The following is a 24,856-nucleotide window of genomic DNA, read 5'->3' as shown; positions in this document are numbered from 1 at the left end:
CGGAATGCCGGCCAAGCTGATGAATCGTTAGCTCCTGTTGACTCGGCCTAGTACTTCTCGTGGGATGAAGCGTCGGGAGACAAAGCCAGCACGCCATGCCAGACTGACGTGATGCCCCGCCAGTACGAGCCTCCGGCGCGAGAGGTCTTGGAGTGGGTTCGGCGCCATGTGCATGCGCATGCCCGGGTAACCGCCGTCGCGCGCCTGCAGGGCGGAGTCACCGCAGACATGGACCGAATCACTGTCGAGGCTCCGAGTGGAGCCCGGGATGTGGTGCTGCGCCGCTGGCAGTTCGATGACGAGGCTGAGGCCCAGGTAACACGCGAAGCGTCCGCGCTGACGGCGATACGTGGTCACGGGGTGCCTGCACCTCAACTCCTCGCAATGGACGCGGACGGCGTCGAGACCGGGGTGCCCTGCACACTCACGTCCGCCTTGACCGGGCAGCCGGACCTGGCTCCGGCAGACATGCGTTCCTGGCTGGGCCAACTCGCGACCACTCAGGCGGCGATCCACGCCGTACCCGACCGGCCACGAACCTCCGCGGACGCCGGGAACGGTGACGGCGAGCCTGTGCCCGTGCCGGACCGCTACGGCGGGCGCCACCGCCCCACTGGACTGGTTGTCTGACCGTGGTCTGCGCGATGCGGCCCGCGAGGCTGCGTCGGGACCGCTGGGCGGCGAAACGGTCTTTGCGCACGGCGACTACCAGCACTTCAATGTGTTGTGGGATGACAGGCGACTCACCGGCGTTGTGGACTGGCCCGACGCGGCGACCGGCAACCGGGGCAGCGACGTCGGCCACTGCAGGCTCAATCTGGCCGTATTGTTTGACGCCGAGACGGCTGGTGCCTATTTGACGATGTACGAGCGTGCTGCGGGCGTACGGGTGGATCGGCGGGCCGACTTGCGGGCGTTGCTCTGTTTTGACCTCGGGTGGCAGCACTTCGTCCCGCACCAAGTGGCAGGTCGGGCTCCGCTCGACCTGGCCGGGATGCCTGAGCGGGTTGCTGCCGCAATCCGCGATGCCCTGAACGGGGTCCATTAGCCTGTCTGTTTACGGTCAACGGCGTATCCGGATTTTCCGCAAGTGGAACCCAAACGGGCGTCCCGGAGTGGGATGACCGCGGCTCTCAGCTAGCGGCTGTTGTCCGCCAACTTCTCCAGCCCGACCACTCGGCCGCCTCAATGACGCAGAACCGGTTTCCCTCGGGGTCTTGCATGATGACGTAATCTGCATCGTCGGGGCATCGACCCCAATCCACCTTGGTGGCACCGAGAGTCGTCAGTCGGTGAACTTCAGCCGCTTGGTCCTCTGCGTACAAGTCCAGATGCATGCGCGGTGGCAATATCCGCTCAGAGCGGTGCGCGTCGAGGGAGACATTCGGACCAGTTCCATCGGTGGCGAATAACAGTGCGAAGTCATCATCAATCGGCTCACGCACAGCGTAATTGAGAGCATCAGACCAAAATTGAATCTGTTTTTGCAGGTCGCTCACACGAATGACTATGGACCCAACAACAAGCATTCCATAACCGTAGGTTGAGTGGAGTGACGCCACAAGCGGAACCCCATGGGAGGCAACTGTTCCCGTGTTGAATAAGGCCTATCGTTGTTGAATGGCGATGAAAGACAAGTTCGGGTATCCGCTCAAAATCGAGGCTATTGACCGCTACATGCCCCCGGTTGAGCTCCCTCCTTCGACCACACCTGAGGAACACGCTCGCCATGCAGAGGCCTATTCTGCCTACCAAGAACGCTTCCTTCAGGCGTCCAAGGAACGCCGCAACAACAAGGAGTGAATTCGACTCTTCGAATCCTCGCCTCCTGCGCCTCAATAGCCGAACCTCCACCGGACATCGGCCGAGGTGTCCCGTGCATATGTGTGGAGCTTGGCGCTCTTTGGTCGTGTTCTGTGACCGATACTTCTCCTCACGGTGGCATTGAGGTCAAGGATCAGCGAAGCGGTCTCTGTTGCGGAGAATGAGGGTCGTGGTAACGGTCACACCTCCGCCCGCAGCCTTCGTGGGGTGGTTAAGGCCGTTCTGCGCTCATCGAATCGATGCTGTTCACCGCATCGTGGGAGCTCGGGCTACCTGAGCAGGGGGGCGAGATAGCCGCCCTCGTCTTCAAGCAGGGCGGTGAGCAGGCGGTCCGGTCGCCAGTTCTGGAGTCGTTCCTCGTCGCTGCCAAGGGCCAGCCAGATCTCAAGGTCACGGAGCTGGTCGAGAATCGCTGCGCCACGGATAAGCGTACGACCATGAATCAGATCCATATGACGAGCGGCAATCTCAACCGCCGCGTTGCCTGCCGCCGAATCAACGCAATGGCCCTCCTCGGATATGCGGGCCTCGTAGACCAGCCGGCACAGGTCGATCTCGATCGGAGCGAGCACGGCGAACTCAAAGTCCAGCAGGGCGACGACTTCACCGTCCCATAAGGCATTCATCAGCGCGAGGTCGCCATGGTTGACGGTTTGCTCTACTAAGGGTGCAGCCCGGAAGTAGTCCTCGATGACTTCGTGGAGCTGCGCCTGCTGGGCGCTGGACAGTCCCAGCGCGACTTCGGCGTGTTTAGCCGACGCGGTGGCAGCGTCAATCGTTGCTGGCACGAAACCACCGTGCGACGCGACAAGCGTCCTGAGGTACGGGCTCGAGTCGTGCACGCTGTGGGCGCGGGCCCACAGCTGACGCACTGCTGATTCCTGCTCAGCAGGCGTCAGTGTAGGCCATGCCTCTTGGAGATTCTGACCGGGGATCTCTGCACTCACGATCCAGCCGTGGCCTGCGATAGTGCCCTCGCCGAGGATCTCTGGGTGTCCGACCTCTCGCGGCAGAGCCCGCACGAGCGCAACCTCTCGAGCCATGTCGACGGGTGTATGCGCGATTCGTACGGCGATGCCGTCACCGACCCATGTCGCGTTTGAGGATCCGTTTGCTCGCTGCATCCGCGTGAGTGTGCCGCCGTAGCGGGTTGCGACTTCAGCGGCCAAATCCTGGACGAAGGCTGCGCTGATCTGGTCGCGATCTTGGTCCAGTGGGTGGATATTTGCAGAGGGCTCTTTCATAGGGCTCTCATTTTGGCATATCCGTTTAAGCGCCGATTCAGTGGCGCTACCTCGATCCTTCTCTACACCCTCGACGGGGAAGAGAGTTGCCTTACCCATCGGGTCTGAGGATGATCCGTGCGGAAATCCACCCGAGGGGGTGTGTCTAGGGCAGATCGACTTTGGTTTGAACATATCAATGCCCGCAAGTGGAACCCACTGCGGGATGGTGCTCGCGGGCGCCACACGTCCAACAATTTCGATTCAGCTGCTTGTCGTCCAATACACGAATTCCCAGCGGGCGAGCAGCAAGGATCAGTTTGTTCCGACCGGATGACGGTCTCTTCTGGGCATACTCTTCAGCGCGCTCAGGGGAACCGTCGCAAGGATCAATCCAGCAAAGACAGAAACGGCAGCCAGAACTATACCGTTGGCCAAGAGCTGGTACGAAGACCACGCGATCTGGAGCACACAAGCCGTGGCTGAAACCCAAGCAGTGCCCAGGATAGTCGGGCCAGCGTGGACCGCACCAGAGTCCCGTGACACGGTTCTTGCAACAACCGCAATCTGAACCGATAAAGCGACAGCGACAAGGGCAATGACGATCCCGACAATGATTGCTGGTATCCAAGTGCTGAACAGAGCAAGGGCAGCGGATCCCACCAAGGTACCGACTAGAACCCTTAGCCTTGGGTTAGTGGTTTTTCGTTCCATGGTTACTCCCAGCCCTTCTTCCCACTTGATACCGCCTGTGGGGCTAGTCTACAAATGCTTCATGACCTTGAGCTACGGCCTAGAGAGCTGCATTCCTGTCTGCGGCTCGGCGCAAGCATAAGGGGCTCATCGTTTTCCAAAGTCGATTGCGCGGAGTGTCCTAAGACCTCGGGACGGCGGCCCCGTGCCCTCAAGCGGGTCCGGCGACGGCCGGCCGGATCGCGCAAAGCAATGTCAGCTCCGACGTTGATGGGGTGTCCAGAGGGGAACGCTAAACGGGACAGCAGATACCTCCGCATTGGGTATTCCCCACGACAGTTTTCCTCACAGGCCGGCCGGAAGTGTGCTCGGAAGCTCCTCCGCATACTCCCTCAGAGCTCTCTTATACCCATCGAGTGGGGAGCGTGACACCAGTCACGCTCCGTCTGGATTGCTCACAAATGACTTCCGTGGTGGAATAGAGTTGCTTGCCTACCTATCGGTAGGTAGGCAAGTAAGTGAGTTCATTCGACTTTTGAGGAGATCCCTACAGTGACTACTATTCAGCGCCAACGGAAGGTGGGTGCGTGGTTCGCGGTGTCGCTAGCACTGGTAACCATCCTGGGCCCTGCCGGCACCGACATGTACCTGGCCTCCCTGCCCGACATCGTCCAGCAACTCAACGGAACCGCAGCGTCAGGCCAGTTGACCCTCACGGTTTACCTGCTGGCGATGGGTGCGGGGCAACTAATTTTTGGCCCACTCACCGATGCATTCGGACGACGTCGGCCCCTCTTGGGCGCCCTAGTGGTATTTCTTCTGGCGTCTCTCTGGGCGGCAGCCAGCCCAACCATGGGAACCCTTCTAGCGGCTCGCACCTTGCAAGGGCTCGCGGCGGCGCTGACTCTCGTCGTGGCCTTGAGCATGGTTCGAGATGCCGCTCAGGGAGTGCGCGCCGCTCAGCTCTTCGCATTGTTGATGACAATCGAGGGCCTTGCGCCGGTGCTTGCACCGACCCTTGGCGGGTTCGTTGACCAGCACTTTGGCTGGCGTGCAGTGCTGCTGGTTCTTGCAGGTCTGGCTGCCATCGCACTGGCCAACTCGACAGCCAACCTGCGTGAGACCCTCCCGGTGGAGACCCGATCCTCCCTCCGGCTGGGAATGGTGCTTAGCACTTACAAGCGAATCGCAAAGGATTCCGGATTCTTGCTTCCCGCCTTAGGGCTGTCCGCGGTGTTCTTTTTCCTCTTTGGCTACATCGGAGGTGCACCATTTATCTACCAAGGTCATTTTGACCTTGACGCCAACACCTTCGGGCTCGTGTTCGGAGGAACAGGACTTGCCGTTATGTTCGGTGCCATTGTCGCTGGGCGCACCGTGACACGATTCGGTGCTGGTGCACTAGGAATGGCTGGGACGATCATCGTCGCGCTCGGTGCCGCGGTCGGTTTCGTGCTGACGCTGTTGGGAATGGGTCTACCGGGTATCGTCATTGGCATGTTCATTTCCCTTTTCGGCATTGGTATCGCGGAAGCGACACTTATGGCACTGGCCATGGCTTCCCAGCACACGTCCCTGGGTTCTACCGCAGCCCTGCTAGGAGCATTCCAGCTCATCATCTCCTCGGCCGCTACCCCCATCGCAGGAGTAATGGTCGAAGCAGGGCCACTGGCCTGGCTGGCATTCCTGATGGTGGTCGGTGCGGTTGCCATTGCTATCGTGGCAGTGAGCGTCAAACGAGCACCTGCCGTGACCGATCTCGGCAGCCACTAATCGTTTCGAACCAAAGAATACGGAGCATCAGCACCCAATGTCATTGTCCCCATCGGCAAAGAAGATTTGCACCGTTGCTGTTGACCACTTCGCAGAATTCGGTTATGACGCGTCCTCGCTCACGGTGATCGCGGAACAGGCCGGGATGCGAAAGGCTTCCCTCTATGCCCACTTTGCCAACAAGGATGCGCTCTTCAACGAGGTCATGGACATCGCCCTGCGGGAGGAACGTCTCGCTGCAAGCAATGCCTTCGCCGCAGAATCAGGTGTACCTTTGCCCGGCGGTGAGTATCTAAACGCCCTGCACCCCAGATACGCATCGTCGGCGGACTTCCGTTTTTTGCTGCGCACCGTCTATGCTCCGCCGCTCGCGCTCCGCGAGGAAGTGATCACCAAGTACCGACTCTTTGAGGCTGACCTAAGATCACTGTTCATAGCAGCTCTGCCCAGAAGTCTCGACCCGCGCAATGCCACAACGCTAGTAGATGCATACCTTGGCATCGTCGACAGCCTGCAGGTAGAACTTATCTACAATTCACCAGAGAATTACGAGGCCCGACACCGGGCCCTCTGGGAGATACTTCAGCGATATCCAATCTCATAGCAGGTGGTGAGCCCTAGGGTGGGCGTGGTTCTCACGGACCACGCCCACCCTGGGGCTTACTGACAGCTCGGATCGTTGCATTGGATGTCAAAACTTCAAGACGTTGAGGACTCCGGCCTCGACTACGCTGAAAAGGCCCGGCTCAAAACCGATCTTTACAGGCCGCGGAGCTACGGCGGTAACCGCCATTTTTGGGTTAAAGAAGGACTTCCATTACCCACTAACAGTCGTAGTTCACTGTCGAATTTTGGTGCTCCGGTATCGCGGTAGCGAACGGGAAAGAGTGCTTTTCGTCGTCGACGGAGCTGCATCGTCCCGTTTGGGGATCTGTCCGAATTGACAATTTGAACCGTCCCGATAGGGGGTCCTCCACCGGAAACGACCGCTCGAAATAGGAGTTACCGAGAGCGCCAAGCCTGTGAATCGCAACGATAAGTGGCGGCGAATTCTTAGCGGTAAATGGCGCTCTCGGCGCCTGCTAGGGGAACCTTCAGCGGATATCGTCTTGGATGGACTCGCACGCACAAGGGGGCGACGTCGTCTCAGGTACGGCGTCTCCTATCACCGACCTCTGGTGAGCATTCTCGGCCAGCCATCCCTAACACGTGGTGTGAGGCTACTCTGCTCTTCTGGATCAAGGCCGCAATCATCCGCTGTCAAATTACGAGCCGGTGGAAGGCTCCGAGACGTTCTGCCGCGTTGTCCCAGGCCAAGTGACTTTAGGCGATGAGGTCTAGTTAACAACCGACTTCTTGGACTCGAAACACGATATCCAAGATGTCCATACGCCGGAGTACCAATCGGTAGCGAAGATTATCCTCCGGCGGGCCAGCAGGTCGCTTAGCGCCGGGTGGGGGATCTTTTTCCGGTCCTTTAATTCGAGCAAGGTTTCGGTCAAGGTAGCGACCACCATTAAAGTCGCAATCGTCGAGACCAGGAGTGCCGTAATCAGGGGCGGGTAGCCTGATACGGCTGCAGCGAGAACAATGAAAAGGCTGTTGCGCACAAAGACCCACGCGCCAGCCGCCGAATCAGCTGCAACCGTCGCCGTTCGGCCTAACCTGGCTAGAAACCATGGTTTTGATAGTGAACCGAAGCAGGCGCACTGCAGGTTACGAAGTCTAGTTGCCCGGAGGATGTACGAGGCCGTAAATGCGATCACAAGTGACGCCGAAAAGGGGCCGCCCGCTTTCGAGAAGCCGAAAAACAACATGGCACTGGCTGCGATCTCCATGCCGATCACAAAGACCCCGATGGAGCGACCGGAATGTCCACCAAGCAGGGCCTCCACGTCCGCGCGAAACTGGGCAAAGGACAGGGTTTTTAGGCTGCTACTTACGAGCCAGAGAAAACCGAGAATCACCGAGGCCAATTGGACTACTGTCGGCGAGTCCACGGTTCACTCTCCAGATACTCGTCGAAATTCGGCGCGGATGCCTTGTAAAACGGCCTTGACTAGAGCCTCTCGCGTTGCCGGGGAAAACTCGCCGTTGTATGACCAACGCAGCTCGATATCTGCGGGGTTTTCCCCATAGGCCACTGCCTGAAGTGTTAGCTTCTCAACTCGCTTTTCCTGCTTAGGCGGGGAAAAGTCTTTGTGGTTGGCTGTCCCTACGCCTTGCGCGGGAGAACCTGCATGCCATGTCATCTCTACCTCCTAGGTCATTCGATATCACTAGCAGTAAACGCCGCAGCACCATCCAGTCTGGAGGACGGGATCGCACTTGCCGAGGGGTTTCGCCCCAATATCGGGATTCGGGCTTGTGTTGTAGACCGTGCACGAGTCCACTGATCTCGGCCCGAACTGACACTCACTTATTGTGTCCGTGCAATAGCCGATGCATGTGCAGGGGTACTGGTAGTTTCCTGGACAGTCGCAGCCATAGAGGCGTTGTGTGCCGAAGTCGCAGGCGCTGGGCGGTGCTGCCGCGGCCGATGGGGCAAACCCAACCAGAGAGCCGATGCTTCCTGCCGCGAGGACGGTCAGTCGCGTGAATGACCGCCGATCAAGAGCGATTCCCCCGCTCCGCGGGGATGGGCGTTCCCCCGTGCCTTTCATACCAACTCTCCTTTTTGGGCTAGCTGCTGGACAACCCAATTCACATCGGGGGCAGGCTCGTAGTCCTTTGCTTCTAGACGGTCCATGACGATTGCAGTGGGCGTTCCGTGGACGCCAGCGGCGAAAAGAATGTCGCTTCCCGCATCGGCGTGAAGAGTCCAGCCAGCACGTTCGATGGATTGCATCATGGCGGGATTGCCGGAAGCCGAGGGCGCCGTCGGCGTTGTGACGAAGAGCAGATTCTTATTGCCGCTGAGATCGGCTTTCCGGAGCAGATCATCGACTAGCTTTCGGCAGCCCGGGCAGCCGCTAGAAACGAACATGACGACGAGCATGTCGTGTGCGGAGCGGGAATAGAATTCGTGGAGGTCTGCAAGTTCGCGTGGCATGCGCCCCTTCCTGAACCACTCGGGCTCCGGTGGGATCGTCACCAATTCGCGAAAAGAAGTCAATTCACTGCGAAGGATGGCCACTTCCCGCATGGTTCCCAGAATTGCTAATAAAAGGACCGCTACAATGAAAGCCAGCACCCATACCATTTTATTTCCCCCAACTGAAATCGTATGTCGTCGCCAATGTAACAAGTTTCCTGTTTGCCGACAAGGTTTAGCTTTGGCCCATAAAGTTACAGTTTTCCAAGACACTCCAGGCCCATCTCGAACTGTGGAGAAGAGTGGCTACATTCCGGAGCGTGGCCTGTCTCGGAAACATGCCTTGCGGCAAACCGTCTTGATCCCTCCGCATCGAGGGGTTTTTGGGGCAGAATGACCTGGTGAGACATCTCGGATATACACGGGTCAGCACCAAGGGCCAGGACGCGCAGCTGCAGGTCGACGCCCTCGTCAAGTCGGGCGTGCAGGAGCGGGACATTTTCGCCGATGTCACATCAGGCAGCCGGACCGCGATCTCGCGCCCCGGAATGAAGAAGCTCCTCGAATACGCCCAGCCCGGTGACACCGTCGTGGTGTGGCGGGTCGACCGGCTCGGGCGGTCCCTGATCGACGTACTCAACACGGTCAAGCTCCTCCGGGAGCAGGACGTGCAGGTGAAAAGCATCTCGGACGGCATCGATCCATCGACGACCTCGGGCCGGTTGATGCTGAACATGCTCGCCACGTTGGCCGAATACGAACGCGAACTGATCACCGAACGCGTGAACGCCGGCATCACCGCCGCGCGGAAAAGCGGAACCAGATTCGGCAGACCCCTGTCGGATCCCGTCGTGGTCGCCGACAAGCTCAAGCTCGTCGCCGAGGCGAGGGCGAAGGGCCGCACCGCGGAGGACGCGGCGAAACTCGTCGGGTGGAGCCGGGCCACCCTGTATCGTCACCAGCAGGCCTTCGCGGCTCGCGAGGGCACCACCGTGTAGGTGTCTCGTGGACGCGGCGGAGCGGTGGCGTGTTCTTCGGCTTCATGTCGAGGACCAGATCCCGCTCGCTGTCCTTGCCCGGGAGACCGGAATCTCCGTCCGGGCGCTGCAACGTTGGAACCGGCTCTACCGGCAAGGCGGCATCTCGGCCCTCGAACCCAACCCACGCAGCGACAAAGGCGTCCGCCGAACGTCGAGCGAGACGGTCGCGTTCATTGAACGTTTGGCACTCACCCGGCCACGCCCAGGCATCTCCACGTTGCATCGCCTTGCCGCCACCGATGCGCAACAGCGCGAGCTGCCGGCGCCGAGCTATGCAACTGTCCGGCAGATCGTGCAGGCCCTCGATCCGGCCATGGTCACGCTGGCGCTTGAGGGGCCCGCGTCGTATCGGGACAAGCACGAGCTGGTCTTCCGCCGCCGCGCGGAACATCCGAACCAGACATGGCAGTCAGACCACACCGAGCTCGACATCCTCATCGTCGGGGCTGATGGGAAACCCGACCGGCCTTGGCTGACCACCGTGATGGATGACTACTCCCGCGCCATCTGCGGATACATGGTCTTCACCGACACCCCGTCAGCGATTAACACCGCCCTTGCCCTCCGGCAGGCAATCTGGCGGAAAACGGACCCCACCTGGGCGATGTGCGGGATCCCCGACATCCTGCACGTGGACCACGGCTCCGACTTCACCAGCCACCATCTTGAGAGAACTGCTATCGCCCTGCATATCAGGATCATCCACTCAACCGTCGGCCGGCCCCAGGGGCGGGGGAAGATCGAGCGGTTCTTCGGCACCATCAACACCGAGCTTCTGGCTGCGCTACCTGGCCATCTCGGCTCCGGCAGCCGGGCACCAACACCCGTCCTCGATCTTGCAGGGCTCGACGGAGCGGTCGGCGACTTCATTGGCACCTATAACGACAGGGTCCACAGCGAGCTGGGGATCTCGCCGCGCGACGCGTGGGTTGGCGATGGCTGGCTTCCCCGCATGCCGCAGAGCCTGGAAGAACTCGACGGGCTGCTCCTCACCGTTCCGAAGAGCCGGGTCGTGCAACGCGACGGCATCCATTTCCAAGGCCAGCGCTACCTCGCCCCGACCCTGGCCCCCTTCGTCGGACACACCATCACAATCCGGTACGACCCGCGCGACATCTCCGAGATCCGCGTATACGACCGGGACACGTTCATCTGCACCGCCATCGACGAAGCCCACCCCAACCTTCGCCTCAGCCTCCGCGATATCGAAACCGCCCGCCGGGCCCGCCGCAAACAACTACGCCGCGCCATCAACGACCGCATCCCCACCGTTTACACCCGCGAAGAACCCCGCAACCCCGAAACCACGAAACGGCGGCCACGGCTGCGCACCTACGAAGAGGACGAGTGATGAACCAGGCATTCATCGTCACCAAAGAGCACCGGCGCTTCACCGAGTTCGCCAACGCCGTGCGGAAAGAGAAGACCATCGGGATCTGCCACGGCGCGGCCGGCGTCGGGAAAACCAACTCCGCCCGCCGCTACGCGAACTGGGACGCGCTCGAGGCCTACATCAACGAGTGGGGACCCCGCGGAGACCACGACGCAAAGCACTATGCCCTCGCGAACCGATCCCGCACCGTCTTCTACACACCCGAAGTCCTCTGCCGGCCCAGGGATCTCATGGCCGAGCTCGCGCACTGGCAGATCAAAGTCGGGATCTGCGTCGAAGAGCACCTCCAGTCCCTCAAACCCGAAGTGGTGACGGTAAAACAAGGAGACCTCACTCGTCTCGTCGAGCTGCTCATCGTCGACGAAGCCGAACGGCTGACCCCCACTGCCCTGGAACTTCTCCGCGACCAACACGACCGGACCCATCTCGCGATGATCCTGATCGGCATGCCCGGCATCGACGAACGATTCCGTCACTACCCGCAGCTTTACAGCCGGCTCGGATTCTCACACCAATACCGCACCCTCGGACGCGAGGAGCTCCTGTTCGTCCTGGACCGTCACTGGAAACGGCTCGGAAAAACCCTCGACCCCGATGACTTCACCGACGCGCAAGCCATAGCGGCGATTGAACGGATCACCCGCGGCAACTTCCGGCTCCTCGAACGGCTCTTCCCCCAAATAAGCCGGGTGCTCAGGATCAACCAGCTCGACACCATCACCGACGACGTCGTCGAAGCCGCCGCCAGCATCCTCGTCATCGGCAGCTAATGACTCAGAGCGATCACAAAACGCCGCCAAAGAGCGCCAAACTCCACAGCCAAGCCATCACCGTCCCGTAAGACCCGTCCGGCGAGTCGTCCGGTGACGGGTCCTTATGTGACACACTGATCTGCATGTCTGAGATCATCATCGGCTATGCACGCGTGTCCACGGAAGAGCAAGACCTCACCGCGCAGCGTGATGCCCTAGCAGCCCTGGGCGTCACCTCGGAACGCATCTATGTTGATCATGGGTTTACCGGCACCAACAAGAATCGTGCCGGCCTACGCGAAGCCTTGGCCGCATGCCGAGCTGGGGATACCTTCGTCGTTACCAAGCTGGATCGCCTAGCCCGCTCCGTCCGGGACGCCCACGAAATTGCCGATGACCTCGCCAGACGCGAAATCAAACTCAGCATCGGCGGTTCCGTCCATGACCCTACCGACCCAATGGGCAAACTCCTGTTCAACGTGTTGGCGATGATCTCCGAGTTCGAAGCTGACCTTATTCGGATGCGCACCCGCGAAGGAATGAAGGTTGCCAAGGCCAAGGGCAGGCTGCGGGGCAAGCAGCCCAAACTCTCAGCGAAGCAGGAAGAGCACCTCCTCGAACTGCACGCCGCTGGGGAACACAGCAAGGCGGAGCTAGCTGAGCTGTTTAGCGTCGGTCGCTCCACTGTCTATCGAGCCATTGAACGCGGGCGGCTGCGGAACTTAAAGGAAGACAACCGCTGACACTGCTGTCCTGCCCGTGCAGTCGTATTCGAAAAACGACACCGGCCCGCTAGCCGTCGATACGGGCCACCAGACGGCGGGCATGGCGCAGCAAGGGCTCGTCGACCATCTGTCCCTCGAAGGAGAAGACCCCCGAGGCGGTGCGTGCCGCCTCCAGAATGGCCCGGGCCCGCTGCACCGCTTCCGGGTCGGGGGCGTAGGCGGCCCGGATCACCGTCATCTGGGCCGGGTGGATGCTGGCCTTGGCGGCGAATCCGCTGGCGACCGCGTCACGGGTCTCGGCGGCGAGACCCTCGGTGTCGGGGATGTTGATGTAGACGGAGTCGATGCCGGCCTTCCCATAAGCCCCTGCGGCCAGCAGGACGGCTGCCCTGGCATGGACGGCGACGTCACGGTAGGAACCGTCGTCGTGCCGGCTGGAGGTCCCCCCAAGGGAGGCGACCAGGTCCTCGGCTCCCCACATGAGCGCCACGACGTTGGGCTCGGCGGCGATGGCCGGCGCGTTGAGTACACCCAGCGCCGTCTCGCACAGGGCGATGACCCGATAGTCGGCCAACTGCCTGAGCTGTTCGACGGTTTCGGTCTTGGCCAGCATCACGGTGCTGTAGGCGGTCTCCCCCACAGCCGCCAGGTCTTCGGCGAAGTCCTCGGTGTCCACGGGGTTCACCCGGACGATCGTACGTCCCGGATCCAAGGGCGTGTCCACCACCGATCGTCGGGCCGCCGGCTTATCGGTGGGTGCCACGGCGTCCTCGAGGTCGATGATCACCGCGTCGGCCCGGGCGGAGGCCTTGGCATAGCGTTCGGGCCGGTCTGCGGGGCAGAAGAGGATGGCCGGCCCCATAGTGAAGGCCGGTGCAGAGGTATCGCTCATGACTGCTTCTTCCCGGCATCCAGGTGTCCGGCCTCGGTCCACATCAGCACGGTGCGCGAAGCCTCGGCCACCACCTCACCGTCCTGGTTGTGCCCGGTGTGCTTCATGGTGGCGATCCCCTGCCCGGGCCTGGACTTCGAGGGACGCAGCCCGGTGATCTCGGTTTCGGTATACAGCGTGTCCCCGTGGAAGAGCGGGTGGGGGAAGTTCACGTCGTTCAGACCCAGCTGTCCGATGATCGTGCCCTGGGTCAGCTGTCCCACCGACTGGCCGACCAGGGTGGCGAGGGTGAACATCGAGTTCACCAGGCGCTGCCCGAAAGGCTGGGTGGCGCTGAAGGCCGCGTCCAGGTGCAGGGCCTGGGTGTTCATGGTCATCGTGGTGAACAGGACGTTGTCCGTCTCGGTCATCGTCCGCCCCGGGCTGTGTGCGTAGACGGTCCCGACCTCGAGTTCATCGAAGTAGAGCCCGCGTTCGACCACGCGCCGCCCCGGAGCCGGGGTGCCGCCGTCGTTCGCTGCATCGGCGTTCATATCCTTCTCCTAGAGTCCGAGTTCGCGGGCAATGAGCATCAGCTGCACCTCGGTGGTGCCTTCACCGATCTCGAGGATCTTCGAATCCCGGTAGTGACGGGCGACGACGAACTCGTTCATGAAGCCGTAGCCGCCGAAGACCTGGGTCGCGTCCCGGGCGTTGTCCATCGCCGCTTCGCCGGCGATCAGTTTGGCCATCGCGGCCTCGGTGGTGAACGGCTTGCCGGCGAGCATCTTCGAGGCGGCACCATAGTAGGCCAGCCGGGCGCTGTGGGCGCGGGCCTGCATGCGGGCGATCTTGAATGAGACGGCCTGGAACTTTCCGATGTTCTGGCCGAATGCGGTGCGCTCCTTGGCGTAGCGGACCGATTCGTCCACGCACCCCTGGGCGGCGCCGGTGGCCAGGGCGGCAATGGCAATGCGCCCCTCATCGAGGATGGACAGGAAGTTAGCGAAGCCTCGGCCGCGCTGACCCAGCAGGTTCTCCTGCGGGACGGTGACGTCCTTGAACGTCAGCGGGTGCGTATCCGAGGCGTTCCAGCCGACCTTGTTATAGGCCCTCTCCGCGGTGAAGCCCTCGGTGTCGGTGGGCACCAGGATGGTGGAGATCTCCTTCTTCTCCGAACCGTCGGCCCGCGTCGAGGTCCCGGTGACGGCGGTGGCGGTGACCAGGCGGGTGATGTCGGTGCCGGAGTTGGTGATGAACTCCTTATTGCCGTTGATCACCCAGTTCCCGTTCTCTTCACGAGCCGTGGTGCGGGTTCCACCGGCATCGGAGCCTGCCTCGGGTTCTGTCAGGCCGAAACCTGCCAGCGCCTGCCCGCTGGCCAACTGCGGTAGCCACTGTTCCTTCTGCGCGTCGGTGCCGAAACGGTAGATCGGCATGGCGCCGAGCGAGACCCCTGCCTCCAGGGTGATCGCGACCGACTGGTCGACCCGGCCCAGCTGTTCCAGGGCCAACGACAGGGCGAAGTAGTCCCCGCCCATGCCGCCGTGTTCTTCGGGGAAGGGCAGGCCGAACAGGCCCATCTCCCCCATCTGGGAGACGACGTCGTAGGGGAAGCTGTGCTCCTCGTCGTGTTTGGCGGAGACGGGGGCGACGACGTTGTCGGCGAAGTCGCGGACTGTATCGGAAAGGTCCTGGTAGTCGTCGTCGAGTTCGAGGTTCGGCATGGAGGGGTCCTTAGCTGGTGGTGGTTTCGGTAGCGGGCGCGTCGGCGCCCGTGGTCTCGGGGGTCACGGTGGCCACCGAGGCCCCGGCGGAGACGTGGTCCCCGACGGCGACATGGATGGTGGCGGTGCCGGTCAGGCCGGCGACGAGGGGATGTTCCATCTTCATCGCCTCCACGGCCAGCAACGGTTGGCCAACCTCGACGTGGTCGCCGGTGGAGACCAGCACCGAGACGACGGTGCCGGGCATCGGTGACCGGGATTCGGGGTCGCCGCCGGCTTCCTCGCGTTCGAGGCTGGCCAGTCGGCGGTGCACAACGGCGCGGCGGTCAAGCCAGCGCACATGGGCGCCATAGCCGCCCGAGGCGATCCAGGCTTCGCGTCCCGCACTGGCCGGGACTTCGGCGAAGGCGGGGACGACGTCGGAGGCCGTTGCCCCGTCGGCGCCGTCGCCCTCCGGAGGCAGGGTCACCATATGCAGTTCGCCGTCGATCTCCAGGGCCAGGGTCCGTTCCCGGTGGCTGCCCAGGCGCCAGCCATCCGATGCCCAGGCTCCGAAGCGTGGGATGGTGGCCGGTTCCACGGCCAGGAAGCAGCGGGCGATCGACCGCAGTTCGGCCGGGCCCGGGCTGCGTTTGTCCTGGATCCCCCACCGGTCGATGAAGGTGGTGTCCAGACGTCCGGCCTGCACATCGGGTTCGGCGATCAGCGCCCTGAGGTATTCGAGGTTGGTTTCGACGCCGAGGATGACGGTTTCGGCCAGCGCCGTGTCAATCCGGGCCAGGGCCTGGACCCGATCGTCGCCGTGGGCGATGACCTTGGCCAGCATCGGATCGTAGTCGGGGGTGATGTCGGAGCCGGTGGCGATGCCCGAGTCGACGCGGATGCCTTCACCGACGGGGTCTTCGGCGCGCAGGATCGTCCCGATGGAGGGCAGGAACCCCTGGGCCGGGTCCTCGGCGTAGACGCGGGCCTCGATGGCGTGGCCTTCCAGGGACAGGGCCTGCTGATCGAGCTCGAGCACCCGGCCGGCGGCGACCCGGATCTGCCATTCGACCAGATCCACCCGTGCGCCGTTGAAGCGCACGACTTCCTCGGTCACCGGGTGCTCGACCTGCAGACGGGTGTTCATCTCCATGAAGAAGAATTCGTCGGGGTTCTCGTCCGAGACCAGGAACTCCACGGTGCCGGCCCCGACGTAATCCACCGAGCGGGCCGCATTCACTGCCGCCTGGCCGATCCGCTCGCGGATCCCGGCGCCACCGTCCTGCATCTGCAGCAGCGGTGCGGGCGCCTCTTCGATGACCTTCTGGTGCCGGCGCTGCAGCGAGCACTCACGTTCGCCCAGGTGGATGGTGTGCCCGTGGGTATCGGCCAGGATCTGGACCTCGATATGCCGGGGGCTGCGCACCAGGCGTTCGAGCAGCAGCGTGTCGTCGCCGAAGGAGCTTTTCGCCACCCGGCGGGCGGTCTGCAAGGTGGCGGGCAGCTCGGCCGCGGACTCCACCGCATGCATGCCCTTGCCGCCGCCGCCGGCGGAGGGCTTGATCAGCAGCGGGAATCCGACGTCGGCCGCCGCCGCGATCAGGGCCGCATCGTCCATCCCGGGATCGGCGACCCCGGGGACGACGGGGACACCGTGGCTGGCCACATGGTTCTTGGCCCGGATCTTATCGCCCATGAGGTTGATGGAATGGGCGCTGGGGCCGATGAAGGTGATCCCGGAACCCTCCAGTGCGCGCGCGAACTCGAGGTTCTCGGACAGGAACCCGTAGCCGGGGTGGACCGCCTGGGCGCCGGAAGTGCGGCAGGCATTCAGCACGGCGTCGATGTTCAGATAGCTTGCGGCGGCGGCCGCCGGGCCCAGGCAAACGGATTCATCGGCCTCCCGGACATGGCGGGCCCCGGCGTCGGCTTCGGAGTAGACGGCGACGGAACGGATCCCTAGCCGGCGCAGCGTCCGGATGACCCGGACGGCGATCTCGCCACGGTTGGCGACGAGCACGGTATCGAAGAGCGGTGACTCTACGTGGTTTTCGGTCATCGGGGGATCACATCCTGAAGACGCCGAACGAGGTGTCCGGCAGGGGTTCGGTGGCGCAGACGTCCAGGGCGAGGCCGAGCACCCGGCGGGTGTCGGCGGGGTCGATGATTCCGTCGTCCCAGAGGCGCGCGGTGGAGTAGTAGGGGTTGCCCTGGTCTTCGTATTGTTCGCGGATCGGCTCCTTGAAGGCCTCTTCCGCGTCCTCGCTCCAGGATTCGCCGGAGCGTTCGATCCCGTCGCGTTTGACCGTGGAGAGCACCGAGGCGGCCTGGGCGCCGCCCATGACCGAGATGCGGGCCGCAGGCCACATCCACAAGAAGCGCGGCGAGTAGGCCCGCCCGCACATCGAGTAGTTCCCGGCACCGAAGGAACCGCCGATGACGACGGTGAGTTTCGGGACCCGGCAGGTCGCCACGGCGGTGACCATCTTCGCGCCGTTCTTGGCGATGCCGCCGGCTTCGTAGTCGCGTCCGACCATGAAGCCGGAGATGTTCTGCAGGAACACCAGCGGGATGCCGCGCTGGTCGCAGAGTTCGATGAAGTGGGCGCCCTTGAGCGCGGATTCGGAGAAGAGCACGCCGTTGTTCGCCACGATCCCGACCGGGTGGCCGTGGATGCGGGCGAAGCCGGTGATCAGCGTGGTCCCGTAGCCGGATTTGAATTCGTGGAAGCCGCTGCCGTCGGTGATCCGGGCAATGACCTCGTGGACGTCGTAGCGGCCGTTGACGTCGACCGGGACCGCCCCGTAGAGCTGCTCGGGATCGGCGACGGGGTCCTTGGATTCGATGACGTCCCAGGCCGGTTCGGCCGGCGGCGGGAGCGTTTCGACGATGTCCCGGACGATCTGCAGGGCATGGCCATCGTCCTCGGCGATGTGGTCGCTGACCCCCGAGGTCTTCGAATGCAGTTCCGCCCCGCCGAGCTCCTCGGCCGTGACGACCTCGCCGGTGGCCGCCTTCACCAGCGGTGGTCCGCCCAGGAAGATCGTCCCCTGGTTGCGGACCATCACCGTCTCGTCGCTCATGGCCGGCACGTAGGCGCCCCCGGCGGTGCAGGAGCCCATGACCGCGGCGATCTGCGGGATCTTGCGGGCCGAGAGGTTGGCCTGGTTATAGAAGATGCGCCCGAAGTGGTCGCGGTCGGGGAAGACCTCGTCCTGGCGGGGCAGGAAGGCGCCTCCGGAGTCGACCAGGTAGACGCAGGGAAGGTGGTTCTCCAAGGCGATCTCCTGGGCCCTGAGGTGCTTCTTGACCGTCATCGGATAGTAGGTGCCGCCCTTGACGGTGGCGTCGTTGGAGATGACCAGGATCTGGCGGCCATGGACCACACCGATCCCGGCGATGACTCCGGCGCCGGGGCAATCGCCGTCGTACATCCCCTCCGCGGCCAGCGGGGCGATCTCCAGGAACGGTGATCCCTCGTCGAGCAGCGCGTCCACGCGTTCGCGGGGAAGCATCTTTCCGCGGTCGATATGCCGGCGGCGGGATTTTTCGCTGCCGCCGCGGGCGACGGTATCCAGACGGTCACGCAATTCGGTCACGAGGGCGCGCTGGGCGGCGTCGTTCTCGGCGAAGACGTCGGCCGCCGGGTCCAGGTGGGAGGCCAGGGTTTCCATCGGTAGCTCTTCCTCGGCGTCGGGGGTGGTTGCCGTTCCACACGGAGACAACCAATAGTTTGAGTTAATAGGTACTAACTGAAATAGACGTTAGTATTCATTAACTGAAATGTCCAGCACCTCTTGTGGGCCAACTCACGCTAGCGGATGGAGTAGCGCCGTGCAGCAACAACCCGAGCCCCTGGCGGCGCCCGACGCGGTTAACGCCACCGGTGAAACCACGGGCCGCAGCCAGGCCAAGGCCTCACGCCGCTCCACCCTGCTGGCCGAAGCCGCCCGGCTCTTCGCCACCCACGGCTACCACGGGGTCTCCATCGAGGACCTCGGCTCGGCGTCGGGCATCAGCGGCCCGGCCGTCTACCGCCACTTCCCCGGAAAGGCGGCGGTGCTCGGTGCCCTGCTCACCGAGGTCAGCCACGACCTGCACGACGGCGGAAGCGCCGTGGCCCGGGCCGGTGGCAGCCCCGAGGAGGTGCTCGGTGAGCTGGTGCGCTTCCATGCCGACTTCGCCCTGGGCCACCGCAACGTGATCCGGGTCCAGGATCGGGACATGGCCAGCCTCTCCGAGGCCGACCAGTCCACGGTGCGGCGTCTACAGCGCTCCTACATCGAGATCTGGGCCGGACAATTGCGGCTGCTCCACCCCGGGGAGGGCGAATCGGCCGCTCGCTTCCGGGCCCAATCGGTCCTGGGGCTGATCAACTCGACCCCGCACTCGGCCCACCGCTCCGATGCCGATCCGCTGACCCGGCGACGCCGTCTGGTCTCCATGGCGCTGGCGGCGCTGAAGGCCCCGGTAGGCTAGGCCCGCATCACACCGGTAGGCTGGGAGGAATCGTGTCCACCGGCCGGCCGGACCGAGAAAGAACACCGTTGTCGTAGAGAGGTACTGACCGTGAAGCTTCGCCCAGTTGAGCCAGCGGACCTGGATTGGTTCTTTGAACACCAGCAGGATCCCCAGGCCAATGTCATGGCCGCATTCACCGCCAAGAACCCCGCGGACCGAGGGGTGTTCGACCATCACTGGTCGCTGATCCTCAACGACCAGAAGGCCACCGTCCGGGCGATCGAGCAGGACGGCCGGGCCGTCGGCTACGTCATGGCAGACTCCCACGACGAAGTCATCGAGCTGGATTTCTGGACCGACAGGAAATACTGGGGGCAGGGGGTGACCACCGCCGCCGTGGACGCCTTCCTCAGCGAGATCACCGAACGCCCGATCCGGGCCCGCGTGGTCACGGACAACATCGGCAGCCAGAAGGTCCTGGAACGTCGTGGTTTCACGATCATCGGCGAGGTCGATGGTTTCGCCAACGCCCGGGCCGCGGTGGTGAAGGAATACATCATGGAACTGGCCTGAGGCCGCTTCCCTCCTGAGACGAAAAAGGGGCTGCCCCGCCGCGGATCCGCGGCGGGGCAGCCCCTTTTTCGGGCCCGGTCCGGTTAGAGCATCGTGATGAGCATGCCCGGATCGGACATGATCGTGCCCACGTCGGCCAGGAACCGCGATCCCTGTTCCCCGTCGACGACGCGGTGGTCGAAGGACAGGCTCAGCGTGGTCAGCTGACGCAGCACCACCTCCCCGTGGTGGCCCCACGGCTGCTCACGGACCTGCCCCAGGGCCAGGATGGCCGCCTCGCCCGGGTTCAGGATCGGGGTGCCGGCATCGATGCCGAAGACCCCGATGTTCGTGATCGAGAACGTTCCCCCGCGCAGATCCTCCGGTGCGGACTTGCCGGCCTTGGCCGTGAGCGCCAGATCACGCAGGGCATCGGCCATGGTCCTGAAGTCCAGGCCCTGGGCGTCCTTGAGGTTGGGCACCATGAGACCACGGGGGGTGGCCGCGGCGATGCCGAGGTTGACGTAGTTCTGCTGGACGATCTCCCCGGACGCGGCATCCCAGCGGGAGTTCAGCGTCGGCTGGCGTTCGAGGGCGATGCAGACGGCCTTGGCAGCGATCGTCAGCGGGGTGAGCTTCGCGTCCTGGTAGGCGCGGTCGGCACGCAGCCGGGCCAGCAGTTCCATCATCGGGGTCACGTCGAGGGTCAGGAACTCGGTGACATGCGGTGCGGTGAAGGCACTGTCCACCATGGCCTGCGCCGTATGCTTGCGCATCCCCTTGATCGGGCTGCGCACCTCGCGCGGCTGCCCGCCCAGGGTGCGTACTGCCCCGGCCGCCATTGCGCCGGACGGCAGGCCGGTCTCCCCGGTCGCGGAGGGGGAACCCGTCCCGGCCGGGGCCCCGGCAGCATGGGCTGCGTTGACGTCATCCCGGGTGATCAGTCCGCGCGGGCCGCTGCCGTCGAGCCGCTCCAGGTCGAGGCCCAGATCGCGGGCGAGCTTGCGGACCGGAGGCGTGGAGCGTGGTCGTTCCGCGGCAGCTTCCGACACTGCGGGGGCCGGCTCCGCCGGGGCCGCCTCGGGGGCGGGCGCTGCGGCACGAGGCGGCGCACCGGCCGTCCCCTGGCGACGGGCCTTGCGGGCCGGGCGCTTCCCGGTCTCGACCTCGGCGCCATAGCCCACCAAGGTGGGTTCGCGCTGGGCGGGAGCCTCGTCGGCGCCCTCCGGGGCCGCCGGGCCCACGGGTGAATCCCCGGACCCCGCCTCGCCGGGAACGTCGAAGGACACGATCGGGTTGCCGACCTCCACCACGGTACCGGGCTGTTCGTGCAGCTCGGTGACGACCCCCGAATAGGGGCTGGGCAATTCGACGACGGCCTTGGCGGTTTCCACCTCGGCAATGATCTGGTTCAACTGGACGGAATCGCCCACGGCGATCTTCCAGTTGACGATTTCGGATTCGGTCAGTCCTTCGCCGAGATCGGGAAGCTTGAAAACCTTCAGCACTGTACTCATCTAGCCTTCCAGACTGCTCAGGGAGTTGGGACGGTCCATCACCCGGTCCACACCATCGAGGATGCGGTCCAGGTCGGGCAGGTGGTGCATTTCCAGCTTCGAATACGGGTAGGGGATGTCGAAGCCCGTCACCCGCACGGGGGCATGCTCGAGCTGGTAGAAGCAGCGTTCGGTGATCCCCGCGGTGATTTCGGCCCCGAGGCCCAGGTTCTGGCTGGCCTCATGGGTCACCACCAGGCGGCCGGTCTTCCTCACCGAGGCCGCGATGGTGTCGAAGTCGATCGGCGAGATCGACCGCAGATCGATGACCTCGACGGAGATATCGTCGTCCTCCGCTGCGGTGGCTGCCGCAAGTGCCGTCTTGACCTGGGCTCCATAGGCCACCAGCGTGACATCGGTGCCCGGACGGCGCACGGCGGCGCTGCCCATTTCGGGTCCCGTCAGGGCCGCCTCGAGATCGACGTCACCGCGCTCGTGATAGCGGCGCTTGGGCTCGAAGAAGACCACCGGATCATCACAGGCGATCGCCTGCTGCATCATGACGTAGGCGTCCTGCGGGGTCGAGGGGCTGACCACGCGCAATCCTGCCGTATGGGCGAAATAGGCTTCCGGGGACTCCGAGTGGTGCTCGGGGGACCCGATGCCCCCGCCGAAGGGGATCCGAATGGTCAGCGGCATGGAGACCATCCCGTGCGTGCGGTAGTGCAGTTTGGCGACCTGGCTGACGATCTGGTCGAAGGCCGGGTAGACGAAACCATCGAACTGGATCTCCACCACGGGCCTGAACCCGCGGTAGGCCATGCCGACGGCGGTGCCGACGATCCCTGATTCGGCCAGCGGGGTGTCGATGACCCGGTGTTCGCCGAAGTCCTTCTGCAGCCCGTCGGTGATGCGGAAGACCCCACCGAGCTTGCCGATGTCCTCCCCCATGAGAACGACCTTCGGGTCCGCTTCCATGGACTGGCGCATGCCCGCATTCAGGGCTTTGCCGAATGTCAGCTTGCTCATCGGGCACCCTCTTCCGTGGCCGACGAAGCGTCGGCGAATTGTTCCCGGTACAGCGCATAGTGTTCGCGCTGGCGGTCCAGGGCCGCATGCGGCTGCGAATAGACGTTCTCGAAGACCTCCATCGGCTCCGGGTCCTGAAGGCCGATGATGCCCTGGCGCAGGCTGGCGGCCACCGAATCGGCCACCTCCCCGGCGGCTGCCTTCAGTTCGGCCTCGTCGACGCCGAGGTCCACCAGATGCCGTTCGAGGCGTTCGATCGGGTCCTTGGCGGCCCAGAGGTCCAGTTCGTTGGCATCGCGGTAGCGCGTGGGGTCATCCGCCGTGGTGTGCGGGCCCATCCGGTAGGTCACCGCCTCGATGAACGTGGGGCCGTTGCCGCTGCGGGCCCGATCCAGGGCGATCCGGGTGGCCGCCAGGCAGGCCAGCACGTCGTTGCCGTCCACGCGCAGCGAGGGGATGCCGAAACCGGGTGACCGGTCGGCGATGTTGGTCAGGCTCTGGACCCCGACCGGTTCGGAGATGGCCCAATGGTTGTTCTGGCAGAAGAAGACCACCGGCGCCTGGTAACTGGCGGCGAAGACCATGGCCTCGTTGACGTCGCCCTGGCTGGTGGCCCCGTCACCGAAGAAAGTGATGGCCGCCTGCGACCCGCCGTCGTATTTGATGCCCATGGCATAGCCGACCGCATGCAGGGCCTGGGCCCCGATGATGATCTGCGGTGTCGCCATGTTCTTGCCGAAGGGGTCCCAGCCGCTGTAGGCGTTGCCGCGCCAGACGCGCAGGGTGTCCTCGGCGCTGATCCCGCGGCAGTAGGCCAGCCCGGTTTCGCGGTAGGAGGGGAAGATGAAATCGTCATCCTCCAGGGCCCGGCCGGCGCCGATCTGTGCTGCTTCCTGGCCCAGCAACGGTGGCCAGAGGGCGAGTTCGCCCTGACGCTGGAGCGCCGTGCCTTCCTGGTCGACACGGCGGATGGCCACCATGTCGGTATGGAGGCGGCGCAGGGCCTCCACCTCGATGTCGTCGACCCAGGGATCGAATTCCCCATGCGGGGTGCGGCGTCCGCTGGGGTCGATGAGCTGGATCAGCTCCTCGCCCCGCTCGCCGGCTGCCTGTGGATTAGTCATGGTCTGCGCTGCGTCCTTCGTTGTTCGTCGGCCGACTCGCTGGTTGCCGGATGGGTGATCCGGTGTCCGAACGGCGGGGCGGACTTCATCGTCGTTCCCTACCTGTGACGGTACTCACAAGACGCACTGCGCACAACCATCAATATATCTACTGAGCACTCTGCACGGTAACCACCCGGTAGTACCTGATAGCGTTGCGCACTATGGCTGACTTGGATGAGGTTGATCACAGACTGTTGGGGGCCCTGGCCCTGGACCCGAAGGCAACCACCGTGGCCCTGGCGACGACGCTGGGTCTATCGCGCAATACGGTGCAGGCGCGCTTGAACCGGCTGGAGAACCACGGGGCCTTCCTTTCCTTCGAACGCCGGGTCAACCCCGCGGCCCTGGGCTATCCGTTGACCAGCTTCGTCCACATCCACGTCCAGCAGAAGAAGCTCGGTGAGATCACCGCCGCGCTGGCCCGCATCCCCGAGGTCGTGGAAGCCCACGGGCTCAGCGGGACGGCCGATATCCTGGCCACCGTCGTGGCCCGCGGCGCCGAGGACCTCTTCCGGGTCAACGGCGCGATCCTGGACATCGACGGCATCGAACGCGCGGACACCTCGCTGTCGATGGCAGAACTGATCCCCCACCGGATGCGCCCGCTGCTGGAACGCGGGGCCGAAGGAGGCCCCTCGGCGACCGTCCGGAACTAATGGCGGATGCGCCCGGCTCCCCAGACGGCCACGGCGCACGCTCCGGCGATCAGGACCGACTGGAGCACCGCGTGCGGGACCGGCCGTCCGGCGACGGGCGCTCCCATGACGGTACCCAGGCCCGCGGAGGACATCACCGTGCCCACCCCGAGCCAGGACATCGCGGAGCCGGCGCTCAGGGAACTGGCCATGCTGAACGCCGAGACGGCACTACCCACCGATCCGATCGACCCGATGCTGCCCACCGAGCAGATCGACAGCACGGACCCGGCGCTACCGATGCTCAGGAACGAATCCTGCGAGGCGATGGACCACGAACTGGACATGGCCCCAGCGTAGTCCGGCGGGACCGCCCGGTGAAGGCCCTTCCCCGGTACACGGCAAGGAAGCCGGGTCCGCACTGGCGAACCCGGCTTCCGCCGTCGTCCCGGATCCGCGACCCGGGCTGGATGACCTAGT

Annotated in this window: 26 protein-coding genes; 12 read left to right on the top strand and 14 right to left on the bottom strand. The window is 63.9% G+C overall.

The window, feature by feature from the left end; genetic code table 11:
* The first annotated feature begins 228 nt into the window (after positions 1-228).
* Together ACT3S6_RS13570 and ACT3S6_RS13565 are read left to right on the top strand one after the other, a co-directional pair.
* The gene (locus tag ACT3S6_RS13570) at positions 229-630 is read left to right on the top strand and encodes a phosphotransferase family protein (protein WP_444555389.1); all 402 of its coding nucleotides are present in this window, start codon (positions 229-231) and stop codon (positions 628-630) included.
* A complete protein-coding gene (locus tag ACT3S6_RS13565) occupies positions 623-1,048 on the top strand; it encodes a phosphotransferase (protein WP_444555388.1) in 426 nt (141 codons plus the stop codon). Before ACT3S6_RS13570 ends, ACT3S6_RS13565 begins: the two co-directional genes overlap by 8 nt.
* Before the next feature lie 85 nt (positions 1,049-1,133).
* Here ACT3S6_RS13565 and ACT3S6_RS13560 read toward each other — a convergent pair whose 3' ends face one another.
* Positions 1,134-1,529, bottom strand: coding sequence for a VOC family protein (locus ACT3S6_RS13560; RefSeq protein ID WP_444555387.1), 396 nt, complete (start codon positions 1,527-1,529; stop codon positions 1,134-1,136).
* 91 nt (positions 1,530-1,620) lie between these two features.
* Here ACT3S6_RS13560 and ACT3S6_RS13555 point away from each other — a divergent pair, with 91 nt between their 5' ends.
* Positions 1,621-1,803 (top strand): hypothetical protein, encoded by a 183-nt coding sequence (locus tag ACT3S6_RS13555; RefSeq protein WP_444555386.1) that lies wholly within the window; start codon positions 1,621-1,623, stop codon positions 1,801-1,803.
* A gap of 290 nt (positions 1,804-2,093) precedes the next feature.
* On the opposite strand, the gene ACT3S6_RS13550 is transcribed toward ACT3S6_RS13555, so the two are convergent.
* The gene (locus ACT3S6_RS13550) at positions 2,094-3,068 is read right to left on the bottom strand and encodes a phosphotransferase family protein (RefSeq protein WP_301422373.1); all 975 of its coding nucleotides are present in this window, start codon (positions 3,066-3,068) and stop codon (positions 2,094-2,096) included.
* A 1,224-nt stretch (positions 3,069-4,292) separates the two neighbouring features.
* Here ACT3S6_RS13550 and ACT3S6_RS13545 point away from each other — a divergent pair.
* Both ACT3S6_RS13545 and ACT3S6_RS13540 read left to right on the top strand, forming a co-directional pair.
* Entirely contained in the window at positions 4,293-5,513 is a 1,221-nt protein-coding gene (locus ACT3S6_RS13545) for a multidrug effflux MFS transporter (RefSeq protein ID WP_301422374.1), read from the top strand.
* A 37-nt stretch (positions 5,514-5,550) separates the two neighbouring features.
* A complete protein-coding gene (locus ACT3S6_RS13540) occupies positions 5,551-6,117 on the top strand; it encodes a TetR/AcrR family transcriptional regulator (RefSeq protein WP_301422375.1) in 567 nt (188 codons plus the stop codon).
* 733 nt (positions 6,118-6,850) lie between these two features.
* Here ACT3S6_RS13540 and ACT3S6_RS13535 read toward each other — a convergent pair.
* The 3 genes from ACT3S6_RS13535 to ACT3S6_RS13525 form a co-directional block, all read right to left on the bottom strand.
* Entirely contained in the window at positions 6,851-7,489 is a 639-nt protein-coding gene (locus ACT3S6_RS13535) for a MauE/DoxX family redox-associated membrane protein (RefSeq protein WP_301422376.1), read from the bottom strand.
* A 27-nt stretch (positions 7,490-7,516) separates the two neighbouring features.
* Positions 7,517-7,765, bottom strand: a complete 249-nt coding sequence (locus tag ACT3S6_RS13530; protein ID WP_443390562.1) for a hypothetical protein — start codon at positions 7,763-7,765, stop codon at positions 7,517-7,519.
* Positions 7,766-8,172: 407 nt separating this feature from the next.
* Positions 8,173-8,706 (bottom strand): hypothetical protein, encoded by a 534-nt coding sequence (locus ACT3S6_RS13525; protein WP_444555385.1) that lies wholly within the window; start codon positions 8,704-8,706, stop codon positions 8,173-8,175.
* A 242-nt stretch (positions 8,707-8,948) separates the two neighbouring features.
* Here ACT3S6_RS13525 and ACT3S6_RS13520 point away from each other — a divergent pair, with 242 nt between their 5' ends.
* The 4 genes from ACT3S6_RS13520 (at position 8,949) to ACT3S6_RS13505 (ending at position 12,475) form a co-directional block, all read left to right on the top strand.
* On the top strand, positions 8,949-9,545 hold the full coding sequence (locus tag ACT3S6_RS13520; protein WP_301422378.1) for a recombinase family protein: 597 nt from the start codon (positions 8,949-8,951) through the stop codon (positions 9,543-9,545).
* A gap of 7 nt (positions 9,546-9,552) precedes the next feature.
* On the top strand, positions 9,553-10,938 hold the full coding sequence (locus ACT3S6_RS13515; protein ID WP_301422379.1) for a Mu transposase C-terminal domain-containing protein: 1,386 nt from the start codon (positions 9,553-9,555) through the stop codon (positions 10,936-10,938).
* Complete coding sequence (locus ACT3S6_RS13510) at positions 10,938-11,750, top strand: AAA family ATPase (protein ID WP_301422380.1); 813 nt, start codon at positions 10,938-10,940, stop codon at positions 11,748-11,750. Before ACT3S6_RS13515 ends, ACT3S6_RS13510 begins: the two co-directional genes overlap by 1 nt.
* Before the next feature lie 125 nt (positions 11,751-11,875).
* Entirely contained in the window at positions 11,876-12,475 is a 600-nt protein-coding gene (locus tag ACT3S6_RS13505; RefSeq protein ID WP_444555384.1) for a recombinase family protein, read from the top strand.
* Positions 12,476-12,524: 49 nt separating this feature from the next.
* Here ACT3S6_RS13505 and ACT3S6_RS13500 read toward each other — a convergent pair whose 3' ends face one another.
* From ACT3S6_RS13500 to ACT3S6_RS13480, 5 genes are read right to left on the bottom strand one after another with little or no spacing between them, the layout of a single operon-like run.
* A complete protein-coding gene (locus tag ACT3S6_RS13500) occupies positions 12,525-13,349 on the bottom strand; it encodes an HpcH/HpaI aldolase/citrate lyase family protein (protein ID WP_444555383.1) in 825 nt (274 codons plus the stop codon).
* Positions 13,346-13,882, bottom strand: a complete 537-nt coding sequence (locus ACT3S6_RS13495; protein ID WP_444555382.1) for a MaoC family dehydratase — start codon at positions 13,880-13,882, stop codon at positions 13,346-13,348. Before ACT3S6_RS13495 ends, ACT3S6_RS13500 begins: the two co-directional genes overlap by 4 nt.
* Positions 13,883-13,891: 9 nt before the next feature.
* Entirely contained in the window at positions 13,892-15,055 is a 1,164-nt protein-coding gene (locus tag ACT3S6_RS13490) for an acyl-CoA dehydrogenase family protein (RefSeq protein WP_444555381.1), read from the bottom strand.
* 10 nt (positions 15,056-15,065) lie between these two features.
* Entirely contained in the window at positions 15,066-17,096 is a 2,031-nt protein-coding gene (locus tag ACT3S6_RS13485) for an ATP-binding protein (protein ID WP_444555380.1), read from the bottom strand.
* Positions 17,097-17,103: 7 nt separating this feature from the next.
* Positions 17,104-18,711: a carboxyl transferase domain-containing protein gene (locus ACT3S6_RS13480; protein ID WP_444555379.1), complete on the bottom strand. Its 1,608-nt coding sequence runs from the start codon at positions 18,709-18,711 to the stop codon at positions 17,104-17,106.
* Between the two features lie 160 nt (positions 18,712-18,871).
* On the opposite strand from ACT3S6_RS13480, the gene ACT3S6_RS13475 reads away from it, so the two are divergent.
* Together ACT3S6_RS13475 and ACT3S6_RS13470 are read left to right on the top strand one after the other, a co-directional pair.
* Positions 18,872-19,516: a TetR/AcrR family transcriptional regulator gene (locus ACT3S6_RS13475; RefSeq protein WP_444555378.1), complete on the top strand. Its 645-nt coding sequence runs from the start codon at positions 18,872-18,874 to the stop codon at positions 19,514-19,516.
* A gap of 90 nt (positions 19,517-19,606) precedes the next feature.
* Positions 19,607-20,071, top strand: a complete 465-nt coding sequence (locus ACT3S6_RS13470) for a GNAT family N-acetyltransferase (protein WP_444555377.1) — start codon at positions 19,607-19,609, stop codon at positions 20,069-20,071.
* Positions 20,072-20,154: 83 nt separating this feature from the next.
* Here ACT3S6_RS13470 and ACT3S6_RS13465 read toward each other — a convergent pair whose 3' ends face one another.
* From ACT3S6_RS13465 to pdhA, 3 genes are read right to left on the bottom strand one after another with little or no spacing between them, the layout of a single operon-like run.
* The gene (locus ACT3S6_RS13465; RefSeq protein ID WP_444555376.1) at positions 20,155-21,567 is read right to left on the bottom strand and encodes a dihydrolipoamide acetyltransferase family protein; all 1,413 of its coding nucleotides are present in this window, start codon (positions 21,565-21,567) and stop codon (positions 20,155-20,157) included.
* Positions 21,568-22,575: an alpha-ketoacid dehydrogenase subunit beta gene (locus ACT3S6_RS13460; protein WP_444555375.1), complete on the bottom strand. Its 1,008-nt coding sequence runs from the start codon at positions 22,573-22,575 to the stop codon at positions 21,568-21,570.
* Entirely contained in the window at positions 22,572-23,699 is a 1,128-nt protein-coding gene (gene pdhA / locus ACT3S6_RS13455; protein ID WP_444555374.1) for a pyruvate dehydrogenase (acetyl-transferring) E1 component subunit alpha, read from the bottom strand. The genes ACT3S6_RS13460 and pdhA overlap by 4 nt, the downstream gene beginning before the upstream one ends.
* 203 nt (positions 23,700-23,902) lie before the next feature.
* Between pdhA and ACT3S6_RS13450 the strand changes: the two genes are divergently transcribed.
* The gene (locus ACT3S6_RS13450) at positions 23,903-24,397 is read left to right on the top strand and encodes an Lrp/AsnC family transcriptional regulator (RefSeq protein WP_444555373.1); all 495 of its coding nucleotides are present in this window, start codon (positions 23,903-23,905) and stop codon (positions 24,395-24,397) included.
* Here the strand turns inward: ACT3S6_RS13450 and ACT3S6_RS13445 are convergent.
* On the bottom strand, positions 24,394-24,723 hold the full coding sequence (locus tag ACT3S6_RS13445) for a hypothetical protein (RefSeq protein ID WP_444555372.1): 330 nt from the start codon (positions 24,721-24,723) through the stop codon (positions 24,394-24,396). The two genes, ACT3S6_RS13450 and ACT3S6_RS13445, sit on opposite strands and share 4 nt — an antisense overlap.
* Positions 24,724-24,856: the final 133 nt, after the last annotated feature.

Source organism: Arthrobacter sp. AOP36-C1-22 (assembly GCF_052377515.1).
In the GTDB taxonomy this organism is placed as follows: Bacteria; Actinomycetota; Actinomycetes; order Actinomycetales; family Micrococcaceae; genus Arthrobacter_H.
This window is presented reverse-complemented; position numbering and strand designations above follow the sequence as displayed.